The organism is Mycobacterium sp. M23085 (genome assembly GCF_045343915.1).
GTDB lineage: Bacteria > Actinomycetota > Actinomycetes > Mycobacteriales > Mycobacteriaceae > Mycobacterium.
In genome coordinates this window covers 14604-35787 of sequence record NZ_CP174280.1, presented here as the reverse complement: position 1 = coordinate 35787, position 21184 = coordinate 14604, and the positions used below count along the sequence as shown (strand labels likewise).

Here is a 21184-nt window from a genome sequence, read left to right as displayed (position 1 = left end):
TCCACCGGTGGTGTAAAGCCCGCCGGTCGTGTAGAAGGTTCTGGTGCAAGAACCGCCGAAAAGGTCGTTCGACCCGTCGATGCTGCGCGAAGCGATGATCAGGCGGCTGTATCGGCGATTGTCGGCCGAGGGCCATATCAGAGTCCCGGCGGTGCCGGGCCTGATCGACGAGTACGTCCAGTTGTGCGCCAACGTCTGCGCCACTCTGGGCGTCTGGTGCCCACCCGAGCAGTCCGCCCAGTTGCGCGCCGCGCTGGAAGCCGAGTTGGCAAAGGCCTTCAAGGCCTCCCCCCGATCGGAGGTCCTGATCTCGTATCAGGCGCCCTTCGGGACGACCGTGAATTTCCGGGTCCACGCCGACTGGCGCACCGTCGAGGCCGACTACGACCAGTGGATGGAGGTCCGCCCGCCACCGCTGTTCGGCACCGAGCCGGACGCACGCGTGCTGGCCCTGGCGGAGGAGGCGGCCGATCCTTCGGTGTTTCGGGTGCTGGATGTCGGCGCGGGGACCGGACGCAACGCGCTGGCCCTGGCCCGGCGCGGACATCCGGTCGACGCGGTCGAGATGACCGCGAAGTTCGCGGAGGTCATCGCTGGTGAAGCCGCCGGCGAATCGCTGCGCCTGAATGTCATTCAGAGCGACGTCTTCACCGCGATGGAGGGCGTGCGAGAGCAATACCAGCTGATGGTGGTCTCGGAGGTGGTGCCCGACTTCCGGACTATCCACGAGTTGCGTGGCATGTTCGAACTCGCCACTGATTGCCTGGCGCACGGTGGGCGTCTGGTTTTCAACACCTTCCTGGCCCGCGACGGCTATGTTCCCGACGACGTCGCGGTGCAACTCAGTCAGCAGTGCAACAGCATGATCTTCACCCGCGACGAGGTGGCCGCCGCGGCGGCGGGCCTGCCTCTCGAGCAGGTCGCCGACGACTCCGCCTATGAGTACGAGAAGGCGCGACTGCCGTCGGACGCCTGGCCGCCGACCGGATGGTTCGAGGGATGGGCCGGCGGCCTGGATGTCTTCGACGTCGAGCGCGACGATTCGCCAATCGAGTTGCGCTGGCTCGTCTTTCAGAGGGCGGGCTGACGTCTCAGGTCTACGCGGTCAGGTCGCGAGTGGCCGGCCCTTCCAGCAAGGTGCCGTCGGGCGCGAACCGTGACCCGTGCAGCGGGCACTCCCAGGCGTTGTCGGCATCGTTCCAATTCACGATTCCGCCGAGGTGCGGACACACCGGCGAGACGCGGTACTCTTTCCCGTCGACGCGGCAGCGGGCCTCGAGGTGCCACGGCGGGCCGCTCACCACACCGCCCTCGCTGTCGACCGGGCTGCGGCGGTGTGTGCGTATTGCCGGGGTGATCCAGCCCTTCGTCAGGTTGAATCCGACCTCGAGGTTGGCCTGCAGGGCCGTCGCCAAACCCGTCAGCTCGTGTGGACTCCAGCTGGCGAATGCGCGGGCCCAATCCATCCGCCCGCCGAGGATGCGGCTGGACAGCGCCAACGCCGCGGCCGGACCGTTGGTCATCCCCCACTTGTTGAAACCCGTTGCGATAAAGATAGATTCGGTGCCCGGCAGGATGGGGCCGACGTAGGGCAGATGGTCGATGGGCGTGTAGTCCTGCGCCGACCAGAAGTGGGTCTGCACGGCACCCGGGTAGTGCTTGCGCGTCCAGGTCCGCAGCTCGTCGAGCGCTTCGGATGGGCTCTTCGCGCGGCCCACGGTGTGGCCGGCCCCGCCCACGATCAGCCTCTCCCCGTCGGCGACCGGCGCGTAGCGCACCGAACGCGTCGGCGAGTCGGTGGAGATCATCATCGGCCGGGTGATGTTGCCGGGAACCTTGAAAGCCAGGCAGTAGGACCGGCTCGGCTTCACCCGCGCAAAATAACCACCGCGATCCAGGATGGGGATGCCGGTGGCCAGCACCAGTTGGGCCGCCTGCAGTTCGACGTCTCGCTGCTCGGCGTCGTTGACATGCACGCGGACATGTTTCCCGCCCCAGGAGACCCGCCGAACCCGGGTGTGCTCAACCAGCCGTCCGCCGCGGCCCAACAGCTCGACGACCAACGAGTCGAGGAATGGCATCGGGTCGAACTGCGCCTGGTCCGCCAGCCGCACACCACCGTGATAGGCAAACGGCACGTCGGCGTCGTCGTCCCACACCGCAGGCAGGCCGACCGCCTGGCATGCCGCGAGTTCGGCACCCGCCGATGGAACGCCCCGCACGGACTGGGCGTAGGTGTAGGCATCCTCGCGCTGCACCGCGACCCCGTGCGCCTCGCAGTGGCTCAGCACCCACTCCTGGCCTTCACGGTTGCCGTCGACGTACGCGCGCGCCACCTCCCTGCCGTGCCGTGGTAGCACCTTGGACAGCTGACTGCCCTGCAGCAGGCTGATTTTCGCGGTCGTGTTTCCGGTCGCGCACGCCCCCACCGTGCGGGCCTCCACTACCAGCACATCCTTGCCCGCGCGGGCCAGCAGCACCGCCGTCATCAGGCCGGTGATGCCGGCGCCCACGACGATGACATCGGCGGACCCGGAACCTTGATCAAGCTGGCTTGCCGCCCAAGGCTGTTCGGTGCGTTCGGCCATCCATAAAGAGGTCACGGCTGTGCTGATACCCCGGCCCGGCCCGGGGAAACCCGGCCGGCCGGGTCACACCCGCTTCAACTGGGCTTTTGCCTCCCGCACGGCGTCCGCGGCGGCACTGCCGGCTTCCCTGGCCTTGACATAGGCCTTCTCGGCGGCGCTGAGTTCCCGCTCGGCCGCCCGCAGCGCCCGTGCCGCATCGTCGCGGCGCCGCCGTGCGGCTTCGCGTTGGGCTTGTCGCTCCGCCGCCAGGTCGTCGGCCTCGGCCTTGGCGCGCTCCGCGGCGCCAACGGCCGCGGTCAGCTTGGCGCGCCGTTGGTCTTGCGCCGTCGCACGCTCGGACCGCTTCGCGGGCCGTTTCCGCGCCGGGGCGCTCGGCCGCTTGACCGGTTCGCTGGAAGCATCCACCGATTCCGGCACCGCATCGCCGAAGGCGCCGAAGCCGGACCACTGCTCGGGCCGGGTCAACCGGCCCAGCCGGGCGGCGATCTGCGGGTCGGCGACGGCGGCTTGCAGGGTGCTGGTCAGATCTTCGCGCACGGTCGCCGAAGGTTGCGTCAAGTCGGCCGCCCGCAGCGCCTGGCGGGTGAGCTCGTCGATGAGTTTGTGTTGCTCGGCCGACAGTTCCCGGATGCGCCCGCCATCCATCGCCGCGTGCGCGGCGCGCAACCGCTCACCGAGGTCGGTCAGCCGCTGTCGGGTGTCGGCGTGCCGGAGTGCCAGCCGGTTGACGATCCATGCGGCCGTCGTCGGTTTGTTGGCGGCGGAAATCCGTTTCGCTGCTGCGGTATCGCCGCGCTGTTTGGCGGCGGCGGCCAACCTGGTGCGCTGCGCGGTGAACTCCTTTGGCGGCACCCGGTACAGGCTGTCGAGCTCCTCGTCGGCCATGAAGCCATGATCTCTCGCCGACCGACGACGCAGGCCTGGAGTGACGAAGTCGAGTCACCCCACGGTTTAGAAACCGAATGTCGCGGGATACCTCATCTACAACATCGACATCGCCGGGCGGAACTTCGCAGCCTGCGAGAAACAGAAGGCAGGAATCGGCAGTTTCATGATGTCCAAGTCCAGCGATCAGTTCATCAGCCGGCTCCGCGGCGTCAGCCGGCCTCGCCGCCTCTTGCTTGCGCTGTTCGTGATCGTCGCGCTGGTGGGGGCGGCACGCATTGCGTCGGTCTCCCATTGCTCGAGCGGCGGCTGCGGTCAACGCAGCGCCGCAACGAAACCCGCTGAGCCGGCCCGGATAACGATCACGCCCGCTGCCGACGCGCATGACGTCGACCCCGTCGCCCCGGTCATGGTCAAGGCCGAGAACGGGACGCTGACGGGCGTCGACATGGTCAACGAGAGCGGCAAACCGATCGAGGGCGTCATGACCCCGGACAACACGGTGTGGAAGCCGACGGTTCCGTTGGGCTACGGCCGCACCTACACCCTGACGGTCACCAGCAGCGGCGTCAGTGGCGTTGTTGCCAAGCAGGTTTCGTCGTTCTCGACGCTGAAGCCGTCCAGCCAGACGAAGGTGTCGTTCACGACCACGTCGGAGGCCGCGTTGCACGACGGCGGCACCTACGGCGTCGGAACGGTGATCGTGGCTCACTTCGACGAGAAGATCGCCGATCGCGCCACCGCCGAGAAACAGCTGTCGGTGACCACCGACCCGAAAGTCGAGGGGTCCTGGTACTGGGTCGACGACCAGAACGCGCATTGGCGGCCCGAGCACTACTACGCACCCGGCACCACCGTTACCGCCGAGGCCAAGATTTATGGAATCGCCTTGGGGGACGGACTGTTCGGGCAGGACGACAGCAAGGTGTCCTTCCATATCGGCGATGCGCACGTATCGATCGCCGACGACGCGACCCATCAGGTCAGCGTCTTCAGCAACGGAATCCTGCAGCGCACGATGCCCACCAGCATGGGAATGGGCGGCACCGAACAAGTCGGCGGCAGGACCATTTCGCTCTGGACCCCGTCCGGCATCTACACCGTCCTGGACAAGGGCAATCCCGTCATCATGGACTCCTCGACCTTTGGCCTGCCCAAGAACTCGAGGCTGGGCTACCGCGAGACCATCAACTGGGCCACCAAGATCAGCAGCGACGGCATCTATCTGCACGAGCTCGACGCGACGGTATGGGCCCAGGGGCACCGCGACACGTCGCACGGTTGCTTGAACCTCAATGCCGACAACGCCAAGTGGTTCTTCGACTTTTCGGTACCCGGCGACGTGGTGGAGGTCCGCAACAGCGGCGGACCTCCACTGACCTTGGCGCAGAACGGCGACTGGACGCTCAGCTGGGACGAGTGGCGTAAAGGCAGCGCACTGAAGCCCACCTGACGTCTCTCGTGATGCAGCTCATTCGTCACGCACCGTTGTGCGCCACTTCACAATAAAGTCTTGACTCGTTCCAGATAAGTGCGTCATATTGGTGACGTGTCTTCGACGGCCGATTACGCGGGCAGGTTGCGGATGGCCGATCTGCGGGTGACCCGGCCCAGGGTCGCCGTGCTGGAAGTCGTGGACGCCAACCCGCACGCCGACACCGAGACCATCTTCTCGGCGGTACGGGTTGGCCTGCCCGATGTTTCGCGCCAAGCTGTGTACGACGTGCTCAACGCGCTGACCACCGTGGGCCTGGTTCGGCGAATCCAGCCCCTGGGCATGGTCGCGCGTTACGAATCCCGCGTCGGCGACAACCACCACCACGTGGTCTGCCGGTCCTGCGGAATCATCGCCGACGTCGACTGCGCCGTCGGTGACGCTCCCTGCCTCACCCCCTCGGACGACGACAACGTTCTTGATGGCTTCGTTCTCGACGAGGCCGAAGTCATCTACTGGGGCCTGTGTGCCGATTGCTCGACGACAGGTTCTTAGATCACGGCCCGTGATCGCAGCCCGATTCACCCACCCCCGAAAGGAATGCTGTGTCAACTGATACATCCGCCAGCCGCCCACCTCACCCTGACGCCGGGTCGGCCAGCAACAGCGAAAGCGAAAACCCAGCAATCCCTTCACCGCAGCCGAAGTCGCACGCTCCACGGACCAACCAGGACTGGTGGCCCAACCAGGTCGACGTGTCGCGCCTGCACCCGCACGTCGCCCAGTCCAACCCGCTCGGCGAGGACTTCGACTACGCCGAGGAGTTCGCCAAGCTCGATGTCGAGGCGCTCAAGGCCGACATGATCAGCCTGCTGACCACCTCGCAGGACTGGTGGCCCGCCGACTACGGCCACTACGGGGGGCTGTTCATCCGGATGAGCTGGCACGCCGCCGGCACCTACCGCATCTTTGACGGTCGCGGCGGTGGCGGCCAGGGCATGCAGCGCTTCGCCCCGCTCAACAGCTGGCCCGACAACGCGAGCCTGGACAAGGCGCGCAGGCTGCTGTGGCCGCTCAAGAAGAAGTACGGCAACAAGATCTCCTGGGCGGACTTGCTGCTCTTCGCCGGAAACACGGCTCTGGAATCGATGGGATTCGAAACCTTTGGCTTCGCCTTCGGCCGCGAGGACGTCTGGGAGCCCGAGGAGATCCTGTTCGGTGAGGAAGAAGAGTGGTTGGGCACCGACAAGCGGTATTCGGGCGAACGCGACCTCGCGCAGCCCTACGGTGCCACCACCATGGGTCTGATCTACGTGAATCCGGAAGGCCCCGAAGGCAAGCCGGACCCGGTCGCCGCCGCAATCGACATCCGCGAGACCTTCGGCCGGATGGCGATGAACGATGAAGAGACCGCGGCGCTCATCGTCGGCGGCCACAGCTTCGGCAAGACCCACGGCGCCGGTGACGCCGACCTGGTCGGCCCCGAGCCGGAGGCCGCCCCGATCGAACAGCAGGGGCTGGGCTGGAAGAGCTCCTTCGGCAGCGGCGTGGGCAAGGACGCCATCACCAGCGGCCTGGAAGTGGTCTGGACGCCGACGCCGACCAAGTGGGACAACTCCTTCCTGGAGACGCTGTACGGCTACGAGTGGGAGCTGACCAAGAGCCCCGCCGGAGCCTGGCAGTTCACCGCCAAGGACGGGGCCGGCGCGGGCACCATCCCCGATCCGTTCGGTGGGCCGGGGCGCGCCCCGACGATGCTGGTCACCGATATCTCGTTGCGGGAGAGCCCGATCTACCGCGACATCACCCGGCGCTGGCTCGACCACCCCGAGGAGCTCGCCGACGCCTTCGCCAAGGCGTGGTACAAGCTGCTGCACCGCGACATGGGACCGGTCTCCCGCTTCCTGGGACCCTGGATCCCCGAACCGCAGCTGTGGCAGGACCCGGTTCCGGCCGTCGACCACGCGCTCGTCGACGACAACGATGTCGAGGCCCTGAAGAGCAAGGTGCTCGCGTCCGGTCTCTCCGTTCCGCAGCTGGTCAAGACCGCATGGTCGGCCGCGATCAGCTACCGCAACACCGACAAGCGGGGTGGTCCCAACGGCGGGCGGCTTCGCCTCGAACCGCAGCGGAGCTGGGAGGTCAACGAGCCGTCCGAACTGGACAAGGTGCTGCCCGTGCTGGAGCAGATCCAGCAGGACTTCAATGCCTCGGCCTCCGGCGGCAAGAAGATCTCGCTCGCCGACCTGATCGTGTTGGCGGGTTCCGCGGCGGTCGAGAAGGCGGCCAAGGACGCCGGCTACGAGATCTCGGTGCACTTCGCCCCCGGGCGCACCGATGCCTCGCAGGAGAGCACCGACGTGGAGTCGTTCGCGGTGCTCGAGCCGCGGGCCGACGGGTTCCGCAACTATGCCCGGCCGGGCGAGAAGGCCCCGCTCGAACAGCTGCTCCTGGACCGGGCGTACATGCTGGGTGTGACCGGCCCCGAGCTCACCGTGCTCGTCGGCGGACTGCGGGCCCTGGGCGCCAACCACGGCGGCAGCAAGCACGGCGTGTTCACCGACCGGCCGGGTGCGTTGACGAACGACTTCTTCGTCAACCTGCTCGACATGGGCACCGAGTGGAAGGCGTCGGAGACCGCGGAGAACGTCTACGAAGGGCACGACCGGGCCACCGGCGCGCTCAAGTGGACCGCGACCCCGAATGACCTTGTCTTCGGCTCCAACTCGGTGCTGCGCGCTCTGGCCGAGGTCTACGCCCAGGACGACAACCAGGGCAAGTTCGTGGAGGACTTCGTCGCGGCCTGGGTGAAGGTCATGAACAACGACCGGTTCGACCTCAACTAAGCCGGGTCGTCGATGGGAAAACGGCACCCCGCGAGCGATCCGCTCGCGGGGTGCCGTGCCTCGCGTTTAGGTCAGCGATCCAGGTCCCACTGCCCGAAGTCGGCAGCGAGGACATCGTCGACATCGACATTGATGCCGCCCAGCAGCGGACCCGGATTTCCCGGGCTGTTGACCACCGTTTGATAGAGCACCGCCGCGGGCTCGCGCTGGCCGTGCGACCACGACCTCGTCTGCCACGCCCACTGGTGTCCGGCGCTGGTGGACGGCCCGATGACGCCGTCCCTGATCGCCCATCCACATACCTGGGCGTCTCCGTAGATGCCGGTGCGGCCCACGCCCAATACCGAGTTGATCCCCCGAAACCATTGGACCGCAAGGCTGTTCCACGTGTTGGCATCGATGTCGTCATCGACACTGAAAAAGATGGGGGCCGAGTTCGGGCCGCCGGCCGCGGAATGCAACTGCATGGCCGTATGGGCGTCGGCCACGCCGCCGTCATAGCCGCGGGTCAGATCCGACGGGTCGGGCCAACCGGGCTTGCCGTACTGGAAGTTGCTGACGATATGCAGCCCCGCCGCCCGCAGCGCATCGGCGTAGTCCCGGGTCAGCGGCTTGGCTTCGAAGTTCGCGCCCGGTCGTGACTGCGATACGTAATTCACCACGCCGTCATAGCCGGCCGACTTGATCTCGTCGGGGGCGATCCTGCGCTCGGCGAAGTCGATGAGCTTCATGCCGGCGGCCGAGGCCGTGGGGCTGCCGGCCGCCGCGCCCAGGTGCAGCAGGGTAGGCGCTACCGCATAGGCGCCCGCATATTTGAGCAGGTCGCGCCTCGAAGGCGATCGCCGATCGCCCCGTCCGCTCGGTCCGGCCCCATCCCGCACCGCGCGATGGTAACAAAGGCCCACGGCTTGTCCGGGCCGATCTTCGCCGGTCAGTCTCGAGCGAGGCCGGCGTCGCGCGCTTGGAACCGACCGGTCGGAAAGATAGTGGCCATCGACCAGTGGCATGATCTTTGCGTGCCGGACATCCTGGGGGCCGCCTACCCGCGGCGCGGCGGATCTCCGGCTCGTTGCGCTCTCTTAGGTGATCGAACTATAGTCTGGACACATGTCCAGTTTGCTGTCACGGAGTTCGGGAGTCCGTTGACCGCGACGGATTCGGCGCCATTCCGCGGTCATTTTCCAGCAAAGAAGAGTTGAGTATGCGAATTGCCCTGCTGTCCTACCGTAGTAAGACCCATTGCGGCGGACAGGGCGTCTACGTGCGCCATCTCAGCCATGGTCTGGTGGAACTCGGCCACGACGTCGAAGTGTTTTCCGGACAGCCGTACCCCGACCTGCTCGATCCGCGGGTCCGGCTCACCGAGGTGCCCAGCCTTGATCTCTATCGGGAACCCGACCCTTTCCGGGTACCGAGGCCGAGCGAAATTCGTGACTCGATCGACCTCTTGGAATTGCTCACCACGTGGACCGCGGGCTTTCCCGAACCGCGTACGTTCACGCTGCGGGCGGCGCGGTTACTTGCGCAGCGGACAGGCGATTTCGACGTCGTCCACGACAACCAGAGCCTGGGCACCGGATTGCTCAGCATCGCAGAGGCGGGGCTTCCCGTCGTGGCCACCGTGCACCACCCCATCACCCGCGATCGGGTGCTGGATCTGGCTGCCGCTCGATGGTGGCGAAAGCCGTTGGTGCGCCGCTGGTATGGGTTCTTGGACATGCAGCAAGAGGTCGCCCGCCACATTCCCGACCTGCTGACGGTCTCGTCGTCGTCGGCCTCGGACATCATCGCCGACTTCGGTGTCGCGCCGGAGCAGCTTCATGTCGTGCCGCTGGGCGTCAACACCGAGCTGTTCAAACCGGGATCCGGTCCCCGCGAGCCCGGCCGCATCATCGCGATCGCCAGCGCCGATACCCCGCTGAAGGGCGTGCGCACCCTGTTGCAGGCGGTGGCCCGTCTGCGTACCGTCCGGGATCTCGAGTTGCGGTTGGTCGCCAAGGTGGAGCCCAATGGGCCGACCCACAAGCTCATCGCCGAACTCGGAATCTCCGACATCGTGCACATCACCAGTGGGCTGTCCGACGCCGAACTGGCCGCCTTGTTCGCTTCCGCGGAGGTTGCCTGCATCCCGTCGCTCTACGAAGGGTTTTCGCTGCCCGCCGTGGAAGCCATGGCCAGCGGCACCCCGATCGTCGCCAGCCGGGTGGGCGCGCTGCCGGAAGTCCTTGGGACGGACGGCGCTTGCGCTGAACTGGTGCCGCCTGCCGACGTGGAAGCGCTGACGCACGCGCTCGCAGAGCTCCTGGACTCCCCGGAAAAACGCCGCAGCCTCGGCAAGGCGGGCCGCAGCCGTGCCGTCAATGTCTTCAGCTGGGAGGCCGTGGCAGCGCAAACCGTTCGAGTGTACGAGCGCGCGATCGCACGCAACGCGCAGAGCCGACCGACATGCTGACGGTCGATTTCGACCGGCTCGGGATCGGGCCATCGATCAAGGTCATAGACGTGGGATGCGGAGCCGGCCGGCACGCGTTCGAAGCGTATCGGCGCGGCGCCGACGTGGTCGCCTTCGACCGCGACGAGGCCGAATTGCGTTCGGTGGACACCATCCTGCGCGCGATGGCCGAAACGGGCGAGGCGCCGGCCGGCGCGTCGGCGAAGGTGGTCATCGGTGACGCGCTGAAGTTGCCCTATGCCGACCAGACGTTCGACTGCGTCATCGCGTCGGAGATCCTCGAGCACATTCCGCGCGACGACGCGGCGATCGCCGAGCTGATCAGGGTGCTCAAAGTCGGTGGCACGCTGGCGGTCAGCGTGCCGCGGTGGCTGCCCGAGCAAGTGTGCTGGCTGCTGTCCGACGAGTACCACGCCAACGAGGGCGGCCACGTTCGCATTTACCGGGCCAGCGAGTTACGCGGCAAGATTTTGGGCCGCGGATTGGAGTTGACTCACACCCACCACGCCCACGCGCTGCACTCCCCCTTTTGGTGGCTCAAATGCGCTGTGGGCGTGCAGAATACTGACCATCGCGCGGTGACCGCCTATCACAAGCTGCTGGTGTGGGACCTGATGCAGCGGCCGAAGATCACCCAGTTGGCGGAGTCGCTGCTCAATCCACTGGTGGGCAAGAGCGTGGCGATGTACTTCGTCAAACCACATGAGGCGAAAAGCCGAGCCGCTGAAGGGTATTCAGTTGCATCGGTCTAACCCGCCCGGTGTGCCGGGGATCCTGACTCCCGAACAATGCCGACAGACCGCGCTCTCCATCGCCGCCGCACAGGAACCGTCCGGTGCCATCCCCTGGTTCGACGGCGGCCACACCGATCCATGGGATCACATCGAGTGTGCGATGGCGCTCACCACCGCTGGGTTGCTGGAGCCGGCCCGGGCGGCCTTTGACTGGAGCCGGCGCACCCAGCGCACCGATGGCTCCTGGCCCATCCAGGTCCGCGCCGGCGTCATCGAAGACGCCAACAGCGACAGCAACTTCTGTGCCTACATCGGCGCCGGGGTGTGGCACCACGTGCTGGTCACCGGCGACGAATCATTCGCGGCCGAAATGTGGCCGGTGGTACACAAAGCGATCGACTTCGTCATCGACATGCAACTCGGCTACGGCGAGATTGGTTGGGCGCGAAGCGAAGCCGGACTGTTGCCGGAGGCGCTGTTGACGGGGTGCTCGAGCATTTTTCACAGCATCCGCTGTGCGCTTGCGCTGGCCGCCTTGGTTGGAGATCCGCAGCCGGAATGGGAATTAGCGGTGGGCCGCCTCGGCCACGCCATCTCCGCGCACCCCGAGGCGTTCACCGAAAAGGACCGTTACTCGATGGACTGGTACTACCCCATCCTCGGTAGCGCCGTGCGGGGTCCGGCGGCGGCCGCGCGCATCAAGCAGCGTTGGGATGCGTTCGTGGTCGACGGCCTGGGCATCCGATGCGTCGGTGACCGCCCCTGGGTTACCGGTGCCGAGACCTGTGAGCTGGTGATGGCGCTGGACGCCATCGGGCGGCACGCAGACGCTCGCCGGCAGTTCGCCGCGATGCAGCATCTGCGCGAAGGCGACGGATCATATTGGACCGGACTGGTTTTCGCGGATGGCAAGCGGTGGCCCGAGGAGCGCACCACCTGGACGGGTGCGGCGATGATCCTGGCGGCGGACGCCCTGTCGAACACCACCGCCGGTGCGGGAATCTTCCGCGGCGACGAGTTGCCGGTGGGCCTGCAGAACGACTTCGATTGCGAATGCGTCGCCACCGGCCCGGGCCGCTGACCCGCTTGTTGGCTAGATCTGCTCCCCCGGCTGACCGCTGACCCGCTCGAGCAGCCTCAGCGACCCGGTGGCCGACACCTCCCGGAACTGTCCGGAATCCAGTGCGCGACAGTAGATGTAATACGGTGGCCGACCGCCGTCCTTCGGGTCGGGGAACACGTCGTGGATGACCAGCGCCGCACCGGGGGCGACCCACTTGGCCCAACCGTCGAAATCCTGGTTCGCGGCGGTTTCGCTGTGGCCGCCGTCGATGAACAAGAACTGCAGCGGCGCCCGCCACGCCCGCGCCACCAGCGGTGACTTGCCGACGATCGCGACGACGTGGTCGTCCAATCGGGCGGTATCGAGCGCACGGCGAAACGTGGGCAGCGTGTCGAACAGGCCGGTGACCTCATCCACCATCGACGCGTCGTGGTATTCCCAGCCGGCCTGGTGCTCCTCGGAACCGTGATGGTGGTCGATCGTGTAGAGCACACCGCCGGTTTGTTGTGCCGCTGCGCCCAGCAAAAGGGTGGATTTGCCGCAGTAGGTGCCGATCTCGACGCCGATACCGCCGCCGAGGTACCGCAGCGCGGCGTCGTACAGCGCGCGCCCCTCGTCGGCCGGCATGAAACCCTGTACCTGGTCGGCCAGCGCGAACAACCGCTCGGGCGCATTCGCGTCGACGTCTCTCATCAGCCGAACTTATCGTCTCGATCCGGACGGCCGACACGGTGGTCGTGTTCGCGCTGAGCGATCACCCACGGTCCGTTTACCCGCTGACCAGCGGGCGGAGCGGGTTCGCTCTACCATCATCTGCGTGCGCGCGTTGCTTCTCCGGAGATTTGCTGGTGTCGGCCTCGCCGCGGTCACGGCCGCGGCCGCCCTGATGCTGCCCGCGGCGGTGCTTTCGCCCGGGACGCCGGGGTCCGCACCCCCGGCCGCGGCCGCCAGCTGCCCGCCGGTACAGATCGTGTTCGCCCGCGGCCGTAACGAATCACCCGGGCCGGGTGTGCTGGGCAACGCGTTCATCAGCGATGTGCGCAACAAGGTGAACAGGACCGTCGGCGTATACGCCGTGCAGTACCCGGCCGACACGGAAGTGGCCCAGGGCGCCAACGACATGAGTCACCACATCCAGGACATGGCCAACAACTGTCCCGACACCCGACTGGTGCTGGGCGGCTACTCGCTGGGCGCCGCGGTCACCGACGTCGTGCTGGCGGCGCCCATCGGCGCGTTCGGTTTCGACAGCCCGCTGCCGCCGGGCATGGATCAGCACATCGCCGCGGTCGCATTGTTCGGCAACGGAAGCCAATGGGTGGGTCCGATCACCAACTTCAACCCGACCTACAACGACCGGACCATCGAGTTGTGCCACGGCGCCGATCCGGTCTGCAATCCGGCCGACCCGAACACCTGGAAGGAAAACTGGCCACAACACCTCGCGGGCGCCTACATCGACGCGGGCATGGCCAACCAGGCCGCGGACTTCGTCGCCAGCAAGCTCTGACCGCTTCGGTGCCTTGGCCCCAGCCGGCGCGCAGCGGATCCAGTCGAATGATTTTCGCGGGGCAATCGGCTGTGCATAGTTGGGCACACCGTGCCGACTAATCGGACCATGCCGGCACCGGCAACCCCGGGGGTTTGGCAGAGGAAGAAGTACTACACGCCGTAGTTCGTAGGAGGGGCCGAAAATACCTCAACCATAACTCGAGAGTTTGGCCCAATACGGCCGACTATGTATTTGCTCCGGGCTCAGCTTTTCAGCACCAACAGGCGAACGGGGTCACCGCAATTCCGTGGTGAATTCAGGCTGAGGTGTTGCCGCTCGAGTAGATCTTGAAGTTCCGGACCATCGGAACGACCGGGTTACCACAGGCCGCGGCACGCTGGCGGGCCCGAAACGACGGATGACGCCGCATTGCTTCATTGCGTTCGCGCTCTCGACGCTGAGCGGCGGCCCATGCTGGATGGGACTGAAGGAAAATAACCGTGCCTTCTGATGTATTTGCCACGATCGTCACTCCTCTCAGTACCACCCGCAAAAGCTAAAGCTACAACAGTGTGGTTATCGGATCGTGATTCCAGAATGCCCGCCGAATCCTGAGACCAAACCACCTGTCAAGATGAGAATTGCCCGTGAATTCGCGCGCGTAATCCGTTGCCACTGCCGTGCCGTCGTCCCTGCTGGTCCGGCCGCGATCAGAACCATAGTGGCGGCCACCGACACAATTCCCGTTTGAACTTCATGCACGGTTGGCTGCTAGGGTCCCTTGCTTATGCCGGAGATCGATCGCCGCCGCATGATTCTGACAACCGGGATCGGCGTGCTGGCAGCCACGCTGCCGACCTCGAACGCCTGGGCTTCGCCGCCCGCGCCCGGTCGGATGCCGCCGCCCGCAGCGCCCAGCGGCCAATCCGGGAGTTACATTTTCTCGGACGAGTTCGACGGCCCGGCCGGTTCCGCCCCCGATGCATCGAAATGGGCGGTGGCCAAAGCCCGCGAGACGATCAAGGATCCGACCTTCTGGGAACGTCCCGAGAACATCGGGCAGTACCGCGATGATCGCCGCAACGTGTTTGTCGACGGCAAGTCCAACCTGGTGCTGCGCGCCGCCAAGGACGGACCCACGTACTACAGCGGCAAGGTGCAGAGCTTGTGGCGCGGCGGCGTCGGCCACACCTGGGAGGCCCGGATCAAACTGGACTGCCTGACCCCGGGCGCCTGGCCCGCCTACTGGCTGGGCAACGAGGATCAGGGCGAGATCGACGTCATGGAGTGGTACGGCAACGGCAACTGGCCCTCGGCCACCACCGTTCACGCCAAAGCCAACGGCGGCGAATGGAAGACCCACAACATCGCGGTGGACAGCGCCTGGCACACCTGGCGCTGCCAATGGGACGAGGCGGGCATCCGGTTCTGGAAGGACTATTCCGACGGCGCGCAACCGTACTTTGACGTGCCGGCAAGCTCGCTACCGGATTGGCCGTTCAACGGAGCGGGATACACCGTGTATCCGGTATTCAACCTGGCGGTGGCCGGTTCCGGCGGCGGTGACCCGGGGTCGGGCAGCTACCCCGCCGACATGCTCGTCGACTGGATACGCGTCTGGTAGGCGGTGTGCCTCAGTGCGTCGTCAACAGCGCGACCGCGGTCGTGGGCTTGCCACCCGGCCGGCGCAAATCCGATCGCAGCCAGGCAAGCGGGCGCATCCATATCGGTAAGCGGTGCAACCGGTTCGCGGCCACCAGCAGTGATTCCGCTTCGATGGCTCGCCAGCCGAGGCCTTCGAAAAAGGCCAGCCCGTTGTCGGGCGCGAACTTGAAGGGTGCGTTTTCCGAAATCCCGGCCACGTTTTTATTGATCCGCTTTTTCAGGCCGGGAAAGGCGAAGTCGATCATCCACCAGGCGACTTCGGGTCGCTTGATCGCACCGGAAAGCGCCGCGACGTCGGAGGCCTCCAGGTACATCGACAGCCCCTCGGTCAGCACGAAGGCCTTCGTCGCACCGTGCAGCGCTTCGTTGAAGAAGGCGTCGCGGGCCTGCGGGTCGGCAAGGTCAACCGCCATGCGGGTCAGCCGGCAGCGCGGGGTCTGGTCGGCGAGTACCTGCGTCTTGTCTGCGAGCAGCTCAGGCAGATCGGCCTCGACCCAGGTGAGGTCGGGCGGCAGGTCTAAGCGATAGGGCCGGGTATCCAAGCCGGCGGCCAGATTCAGAACACGGTCACAGCCATGCGCGAGCGCATCGGCGATGGCATCGTCGATGAGCTTGGTGCGCGCAACCAGCCACCATCCGCTGCGATCCGTCCATGGCACGTTGTCGACGATCGCGCGGCCTTGCTCACCGGCGAGACGCTCGGCCAGCGGGTCGTTGAACAACGCATCGGGACGGGCCGATTCGGTGGCCCGGTGCAACGCCGTCCACCGAGCCGTATCGGAAACATGGGTAATCGTGTGACCTGGGCCTGGCATACGTTGCGTTATAGCAGCACTGCTGCTGCCCTACTGACCGGCCCTGCCTCCGGCGAGCCAGGCGGAGGTCACCGCGCGAGTCTCGGGCGGTGGCAGAACGGCGTCCGGTGCGCCGAGGCGACCGACCTTGACGGTCCACACCGGCGATGAGCGGTCGATGCAGGATCCGACACCCTGACTGGGCAGCCACAGCACGGCGAGGTTTGAGCCGGAGCCGCCGCATCCGTAAACACCGACGTACCCGTCAGCGCGTCCGCCCCATGCCCCGCCATTGCGCAGCAGGCAGCGGGTGCCGTCATCGAGGGTCAGCGCGAACGGATCCGGGTTGGCGGGAGGGTGCACGGGCGGGAGCTGGCCGTCAAACATCACCCGGTGCATCCGCATATCCCACGGATTGTCTACGCACAGCAGCGATCCTGGCGTCGACGGCCAGCAGGTGCCGGCCCCGGCCGCGCTCGGCGCGCAGGAGTAGACGTTGTCGGCCACCGCCGACGGCGATGGTTGCGAGCAATCGCTGACCTGGCCGACATCGTCGGGCCCGGACGCCACCTGATAGCCGTTGATGGGTTGGCCACCAGGCCCGACGGCCATCACGGTGATCACCCGGGTCGGCGGCGGATCGGCATCCGCGAGTCCCGGCGGCGATGAAACTGCCGTAAGCAATGCGGTCAGCGCGGCGGCGCAGACCAGACCCAGTCGGGCACCACGTGCATCGGGTCCAACCCTTCTGACGGCCCCCTTATCGAGGGTAGAGCGCACGCGATGTCGGCGGCGCGGAATTTGCGGGTTGGGATCGGAGCGGCCCCGGACCTGGTCGACTCCCGGGTTTTTCCGTTGTGCCGCAACAGATTTAGAGCTGAGCCCAGACCGACTTCGTCTTCAGGTAGATCTCGAGGCCCTCTTTGCCGAACTCGTGCCCCCAGCCGGACTGCTTGTAGCCACCGAACGGCACATCGTGGTCGAAGACCAGCTGGCAGTTGACCTGAACACTGCCGGCCTGCAGTCGCCGCATGATCCGGTGGGCCCGGCCGAGATTCTCCGTCCAGGCGGTGGCCGCCAGGCCGTAGGTGGTGTCGTTGGCCAGCGCCACGGCCTCGTCCTCGTCGTCGAACGGCAGGATGGTGACCACCGGGCCGAAGATCTCCTGCTGGTACAACCGCATGCTGGTGTCGACGTTGGTGAGCACCGTCGGGTGCACGAAGTAGCCCTTGCGGTCCAGGCGGTGGCCGCCGGTGACCACGTCGACGCCGTCCCTCTTGCCTTCGTCGATGAAACCCATGACGCGGTTCAACTGCTTCTGGCTGATGAGTGGCCCGCTGACGCAGCCCTCTTCGCTGGGGGCGCCCAGTTTGAACGAATTCGCCATCATCGCAATGCCTTCCACGACGCGGTCGTAGACGCCGCGTTGGGCGAAGATACGCGACCCGCACACGCAGCCCTGGCCGGAATGCACAAAGATGCCCAGCGACGCCATCAGGATGGCGTTGTCCATGTTGGCGTCGTCGAAGATCAGCACCGGCGATTTCCCGCCGAGCTCGAGCGTGACCTTCTTCAGGTTGTCGGCCGAGGCCCGCACGATCTCCTTGCCGACCTCGGTCGAGCCGGTAAAGGCCACCTTCTCGACGTCCGGGTGGGCGGTGATCGCGGCGCCCGCGGTGTGGCCATAACCGGTCAGCAGGTTGACCACACCCTCGGGCACGCCGGCCTCGTGGATGAGCCGGTCCAACAGCACCGCCGACAGGGGCGTCTCCTCGGCCGGTTTGACGAGCAGGCTGCCGCCCGCGGCCAGCGCCGGCGCGAGCTTCGCGCTGGCGTTGAAGATCGGCCCGTTCCACGGGAAGATCAGGCCCACCACGCTGTAGGGCTCTTTGAGCGTGTACGCATGCATGTTGACGTAGTTGTCGGTCGCGATGCCGTCGGTCTTCACGTCGTACGCGACGCCGTTGATCTTCGAACACCAACCGGCGTAGTAGCGGAAGAACTCCGAGCAGGTCGACATCTGCAACTGGGCCTGCATCAACGGCATGCCGGTGTTGAGCGAGTCGAGTTGTGCGAACTCCTCGGCGTGTTCGTCGATCAATTCGCCGATCCGCCACAAGATTTTCGCCCGTTCGCGGCCCGGCAGCTCCGACCAGACGCCCGACTCGAAGGTCGCCTTCGCCCGCGCGGCGGCGTCGTTGACCGCTTCCTGCCCGCAGTCGGTGAATTCGGTGATCGTCTCCTCGGTCGCGGGATCGATGACCGGGATGACCTCACCCGTTCCGGGGCGCTTGCGAATGTCGTCCAATACCGCCTGCACCGTCATCTGATCCCTTTCGTATTGCCAGGCGTGGCGCCCGGCGACCAACGCGCTCAGTGCTGAGCACTTGCTTAGCATTGTGCACACGGCTGGTCAAGCACCCGCACGCGGATGGGCTCAGCGCAGTTCCTGGATGCGAATGAGGTTTCCCGCGGGGTCGCGCACGGCGCAGTCGCGAAGCCCGTAAGGCTGGTCGGTGGGCTCCTGGACGATGTCGACGTCGCCGGTCTGTAGCCGTTCGAAGGTGCCGTCGAGATCGTTGGTGGCCAACAGCAGTGTGGCGTAGCTGCCCTTGGCCATCATCTCGGCAATGGTGCGGCGCTCCTCGTCGGTGACGCCCGGGTTGGCGGCCGGCGGGTTCAAGACGATGGACGTGTCCGGCTGGTTCGGCGGGCCGACCGTGATCCATCGCATCGTGCCCTTGCCGACGTCGAGGCGGACTTCGAACCCGAGGACGTCGCGATAGAAGGCGAGCGACGATTCGGGGTCTTCATGGGGAAGGAAGCTCGAGTGAATGGTGATGTTCATGCGGTCAGGCTAGGTGCGGTCCGACGGCAGTTGCTTCTCGATTCCTGACCGGTCTCGTCACCTGTTTGGCCACGCACGGCGGCATGCCCGCCAGCGCGTCAGCCGATTGGCGGCGGTAGGTGCTGGGTGGCATGCCGACCAATTCGGTGAACCGGGTGCTGAAGGTGCCCAACGACGAGCAACCGACCGCGAAGCACACCTCGGTGACGCTCAGATCGCCGCGGCGCAACAGCGCCATCGCTCGCTCGATGCGCCGAGTCATCAAATACGAGTACGGCGATTCGCCGTAGGCGCGCCGGAATTCGCGGCTGAGGTGGCCGGCGGACATGTGAACCCCGCGCGCGAGCGCTTCGACGTCCAGCGGTTGTGTGTAGTCCCGGTCGATGCGGTCGCGGACGCGGCGCAACAGGACCAGCGTGCGCAGGCGCTGTGCCGCGTCTTGTCCGGTGGTCACCCGGTGATGTTGTCATGTTCGTCCACAGTTGCCCAGCATCGTCGAGCTCCCCTTGCGCCGGCCGTGCAGGAGCGTACTGTCCCCGAAGCATGAGCGATCAGATCGCTTTCGTCGAAGCGAACGGGCTGAGATTCGCCTATATCGAACAGGGCTCCGGGCCGCTCGTGCTCATGCTGCACGGTTTCCCCGACACGGCGCATACCTGGGATGATCTTCGCGCACGCGTTGCCGCCGAGGGCTACCGAGCGGTCAGCCCTTACATGCGCGGATACCACCCCAGCGCGATCCCGGCATCCGACGCTGACCAGGAGACTCTGGCGCGCGACCCGCTGGCACTCATCGAAGCGCTCGGCGCCCGCGACGCCGTGATCATCGGGCACGACTGGGGAGCCGCCGCCGCATACGGTGCAGCGGCCCTGGACCCTGACCGGGTGCAAAAGCTGTTCGTCATCGGCATTCCACACCCTGCCACGCTCAAGCCGACACTGAAGAAGCTGTGGGGTGTCCGCCACTTTGCGGCATACAAGTTGCCGGGAGCGCCGAAGCGCTTCGCGCGCAACGACTTCGCCGCGCTGCCGGCGATTTATCGACGGTGGTCCCCGACGTGGAATCCCGATCCGCAAGAATTCGACTCGGTCCGCGCGAGCTTCTCCAACCCGGCCAGCTTGAACGCGGCGTTCGGCTACTACCGAAAGCTCTCCCCCAAGCCCAGCGCATCACTAAAGGCGCGAATCGCGGTGCCGGTGGTCGCTTTCGCGGGGTTGGACGATCCGGTCGCCGAGCCTTCGGACTATCGACGCGCCGCGCGGATGTTCGACAACGAGTACATCGTCGAGGAGGTCGGAGGCGGACATTTCATGCATCGGGAGCATCCCGAGTCGTTCGCCGAACGCGTCCTGACTCACCTGTGAGAGAGACGGCGCCCTAGATGCGGACGAGCTCGGGGTGGAACTTGGCCGCCATGCGACGGATTCCGTCGCGCCAGTCGACCGAGGTGCCGCCGATGAGTTCGTGCATCCGATCGGTGGTGGTGGGATTGCCGCGCAGCGCTTGGTCGCTCGCCTCGAAGATCGGCTCCCTGCCGACGAGCGAGCCGAGGTAGTCGCACCACTCCTGCAGGCTGACCGTCTGGTCGCCGCACCAGTTGACCGTGGTCGCCGGGACCGACGCGACCTCGAGCAGCTTGGGGATGGTCGCGATGATGTCGTCCTCGTGAATGGGGTTGTAGCGGGCGGGTTCCCCGGGTGGAACGGGAATCGGGATGCCGCCCAACATCATCTCCATGTGGTAGAACGGCCATCCGCCGTTGTCACCGTAGGGGACGTTGAGCCGGGCGATCGTGGTGGGCACGCCGACGACGCGCGCTACCGACCGGGCGACCACTTCCCCGGCGATCTTGGAGATGGAATACGTGGGGAACAACGGCTTGTGGTTGTCGCCCAGGGCGGACCGCTCGCTGCGGGGGTCGTCGTCCGGCGGGTCGTACACGGCAGCCGACGAGCAGTGCAGGAAGGCCTTCGCGTTGCGGCAGTGGGCCATCAGCAGGCCGACCGACTCCGCGTTGGCCGCCAGGTCCTTGTCCCAGCTTCCGCTCTTGGCCACCGCCAAGTTCAGAACATAGTCGAAATCCGTTGGCAGAGTGGTGAAGTCGCCGGTCGCCAGATTCACCTTCTCGCAGCGAATCCCGGCCTTCTCGAGGCCTTCGCGCGCGGCGGGATCGGTGAAACGGGCGATTCCCCAGACCTCGTTGTCGGCGGCAAGCGCCCGGGCAATGGGGGTGGCGATCTGACCGGTCGGACCGGTGATCAGGATTTTTGCGCCGCGCATGCGCGCAATGGTAGCGAGGAGCCCGCGCAGTACCTAGATTCGGCGCCTCATCAATTGGCGCGTGGCGCTACCGGATCGGTTGACCGGCTCGGAGTCGGCGA

The 21184-nt window shown here is 66.3% G+C and carries 20 protein-coding genes; 10 read left to right on the top strand and 10 right to left on the bottom strand.

The genetic code is table 11. The features are described 5' to 3' along the window. Positions 1-43 precede the first annotated feature (43 nt). Complete coding sequence (locus ACIUM1_RS00185) at positions 44-1087, top strand: class I SAM-dependent methyltransferase (protein WP_406815318.1); 1044 nt, start codon at positions 44-46, stop codon at positions 1085-1087. A 10-nt stretch (positions 1088-1097) separates the two neighbouring features. Here ACIUM1_RS00185 and ACIUM1_RS00180 read toward each other — a convergent pair whose 3' ends face one another. Continuing rightward, a complete protein-coding gene (locus ACIUM1_RS00180; RefSeq protein WP_406817872.1) occupies positions 1098-2588 on the bottom strand; it encodes an FAD-dependent oxidoreductase in 1491 nt (496 codons plus the stop codon). 63 nt (positions 2589-2651) lie between these two features. Beyond that, positions 2652-3473, bottom strand: coding sequence for a hypothetical protein (locus ACIUM1_RS00175; protein WP_406815317.1), 822 nt, complete (start codon positions 3471-3473; stop codon positions 2652-2654). Positions 3474-3639: 166 nt separating this feature from the next. On the opposite strand from ACIUM1_RS00175, the gene ACIUM1_RS00170 reads away from it, so the two are divergent. The 3 genes from ACIUM1_RS00170 (at position 3640) to katG (ending at position 7754) form a co-directional block, all read left to right on the top strand. Beyond that, the gene (locus ACIUM1_RS00170; RefSeq protein WP_406815316.1) at positions 3640-4926 is read left to right on the top strand and encodes an Ig-like domain-containing protein; all 1287 of its coding nucleotides are present in this window, start codon (positions 3640-3642) and stop codon (positions 4924-4926) included. Positions 4927-5022: 96 nt separating this feature from the next. After that, the gene (locus ACIUM1_RS00165) at positions 5023-5463 is read left to right on the top strand and encodes a Fur family transcriptional regulator (RefSeq protein ID WP_406815315.1); all 441 of its coding nucleotides are present in this window, start codon (positions 5023-5025) and stop codon (positions 5461-5463) included. Between the two features lie 50 nt (positions 5464-5513). Next, on the top strand, positions 5514-7754 hold the full coding sequence (gene katG / locus ACIUM1_RS00160) for a catalase/peroxidase HPI (RefSeq protein WP_406815314.1): 2241 nt from the start codon (positions 5514-5516) through the stop codon (positions 7752-7754). A gap of 71 nt (positions 7755-7825) precedes the next feature. Here the strand turns inward: katG and ACIUM1_RS00155 are convergent, their stop codons facing one another. After that, the gene (locus ACIUM1_RS00155) at positions 7826-8635 is read right to left on the bottom strand and encodes a DUF1906 domain-containing protein (RefSeq protein ID WP_406815313.1); all 810 of its coding nucleotides are present in this window, start codon (positions 8633-8635) and stop codon (positions 7826-7828) included. Between the two features lie 320 nt (positions 8636-8955). Between ACIUM1_RS00155 and ACIUM1_RS00150 the strand changes: the two genes are divergently transcribed. Genes ACIUM1_RS00150 through ACIUM1_RS00140 form a run of 3 tightly spaced genes read left to right on the top strand, consistent with a single transcriptional unit; the run spans position 8956 to position 12021 of the window. Beyond that, a complete protein-coding gene (locus ACIUM1_RS00150) occupies positions 8956-10206 on the top strand; it encodes a glycosyltransferase family 4 protein (RefSeq protein ID WP_406815312.1) in 1251 nt (416 codons plus the stop codon). Next, a complete protein-coding gene (locus ACIUM1_RS00145) occupies positions 10200-10958 on the top strand; it encodes a class I SAM-dependent methyltransferase (RefSeq protein ID WP_406815311.1) in 759 nt (252 codons plus the stop codon). The genes ACIUM1_RS00150 and ACIUM1_RS00145 overlap by 7 nt, the downstream gene beginning before the upstream one ends. Then, positions 10945-12021 carry a prenyltransferase gene (locus ACIUM1_RS00140; protein WP_406815310.1) on the top strand — a complete coding sequence of 359 codons (1077 nt, stop codon included), beginning with the start codon at positions 10945-10947 and terminating at the stop codon, positions 12019-12021. The genes ACIUM1_RS00145 and ACIUM1_RS00140 overlap by 14 nt, the downstream gene beginning before the upstream one ends. Positions 12022-12033: 12 nt before the next feature. On the opposite strand, the gene ACIUM1_RS00135 is transcribed toward ACIUM1_RS00140, so the two are convergent. Continuing rightward, the gene (locus tag ACIUM1_RS00135; RefSeq protein WP_406815309.1) at positions 12034-12696 is read right to left on the bottom strand and encodes a class I SAM-dependent methyltransferase; all 663 of its coding nucleotides are present in this window, start codon (positions 12694-12696) and stop codon (positions 12034-12036) included. 193 nt (positions 12697-12889) lie between these two features. Between ACIUM1_RS00135 and ACIUM1_RS00130 the strand changes: the two genes are divergently transcribed. Both ACIUM1_RS00130 and ACIUM1_RS00125 read left to right on the top strand, forming a co-directional pair. Continuing rightward, entirely contained in the window at positions 12890-13513 is a 624-nt protein-coding gene (locus tag ACIUM1_RS00130; RefSeq protein WP_406817871.1) for a cutinase family protein, read from the top strand. Positions 13514-14282: 769 nt separating this feature from the next. Beyond that, positions 14283-15119 carry a family 16 glycosylhydrolase gene (locus ACIUM1_RS00125; protein WP_406815308.1) on the top strand — a complete coding sequence of 279 codons (837 nt, stop codon included), beginning with the start codon at positions 14283-14285 and terminating at the stop codon, positions 15117-15119. Positions 15120-15129: 10 nt separating this feature from the next. Here the strand turns inward: ACIUM1_RS00125 and ACIUM1_RS00120 are convergent, their stop codons facing one another. The 5 genes from ACIUM1_RS00120 to ACIUM1_RS00100 all read right to left on the bottom strand — a co-directional run bounded on the left by ACIUM1_RS00120 (position 15130) and on the right by ACIUM1_RS00100 (position 19256). Next, the gene (locus tag ACIUM1_RS00120) at positions 15130-15975 is read right to left on the bottom strand and encodes a class I SAM-dependent methyltransferase (RefSeq protein ID WP_406815307.1); all 846 of its coding nucleotides are present in this window, start codon (positions 15973-15975) and stop codon (positions 15130-15132) included. A 30-nt stretch (positions 15976-16005) separates the two neighbouring features. Further along, positions 16006-16647, bottom strand: a complete 642-nt coding sequence (locus tag ACIUM1_RS00115; RefSeq protein ID WP_406817870.1) for a hypothetical protein — start codon at positions 16645-16647, stop codon at positions 16006-16008. A 178-nt stretch (positions 16648-16825) separates the two neighbouring features. After that, positions 16826-18280 (bottom strand): aldehyde dehydrogenase family protein, encoded by a 1455-nt coding sequence (locus ACIUM1_RS00110; RefSeq protein WP_406815306.1) that lies wholly within the window; start codon positions 18278-18280, stop codon positions 16826-16828. A gap of 111 nt (positions 18281-18391) precedes the next feature. After that, complete coding sequence (locus ACIUM1_RS00105) at positions 18392-18802, bottom strand: VOC family protein (protein WP_406815305.1); 411 nt, start codon at positions 18800-18802, stop codon at positions 18392-18394. A gap of 4 nt (positions 18803-18806) precedes the next feature. After that, positions 18807-19256 carry a helix-turn-helix transcriptional regulator gene (locus ACIUM1_RS00100; protein ID WP_406815304.1) on the bottom strand — a complete coding sequence of 150 codons (450 nt, stop codon included), beginning with the start codon at positions 19254-19256 and terminating at the stop codon, positions 18807-18809. A gap of 89 nt (positions 19257-19345) precedes the next feature. Here ACIUM1_RS00100 and ACIUM1_RS00095 point away from each other — a divergent pair, with 89 nt between their 5' ends. Further along, positions 19346-20167 (top strand): alpha/beta fold hydrolase, encoded by an 822-nt coding sequence (locus tag ACIUM1_RS00095; RefSeq protein WP_406815303.1) that lies wholly within the window; start codon positions 19346-19348, stop codon positions 20165-20167. Positions 20168-20180: 13 nt separating this feature from the next. Here ACIUM1_RS00095 and ACIUM1_RS00090 read toward each other — a convergent pair whose 3' ends face one another. Next, a complete protein-coding gene (locus ACIUM1_RS00090; protein ID WP_406815302.1) occupies positions 20181-21083 on the bottom strand; it encodes an NAD-dependent epimerase/dehydratase family protein in 903 nt (300 codons plus the stop codon). Between the last annotated feature and the right edge of the window lie 101 nt (positions 21084-21184).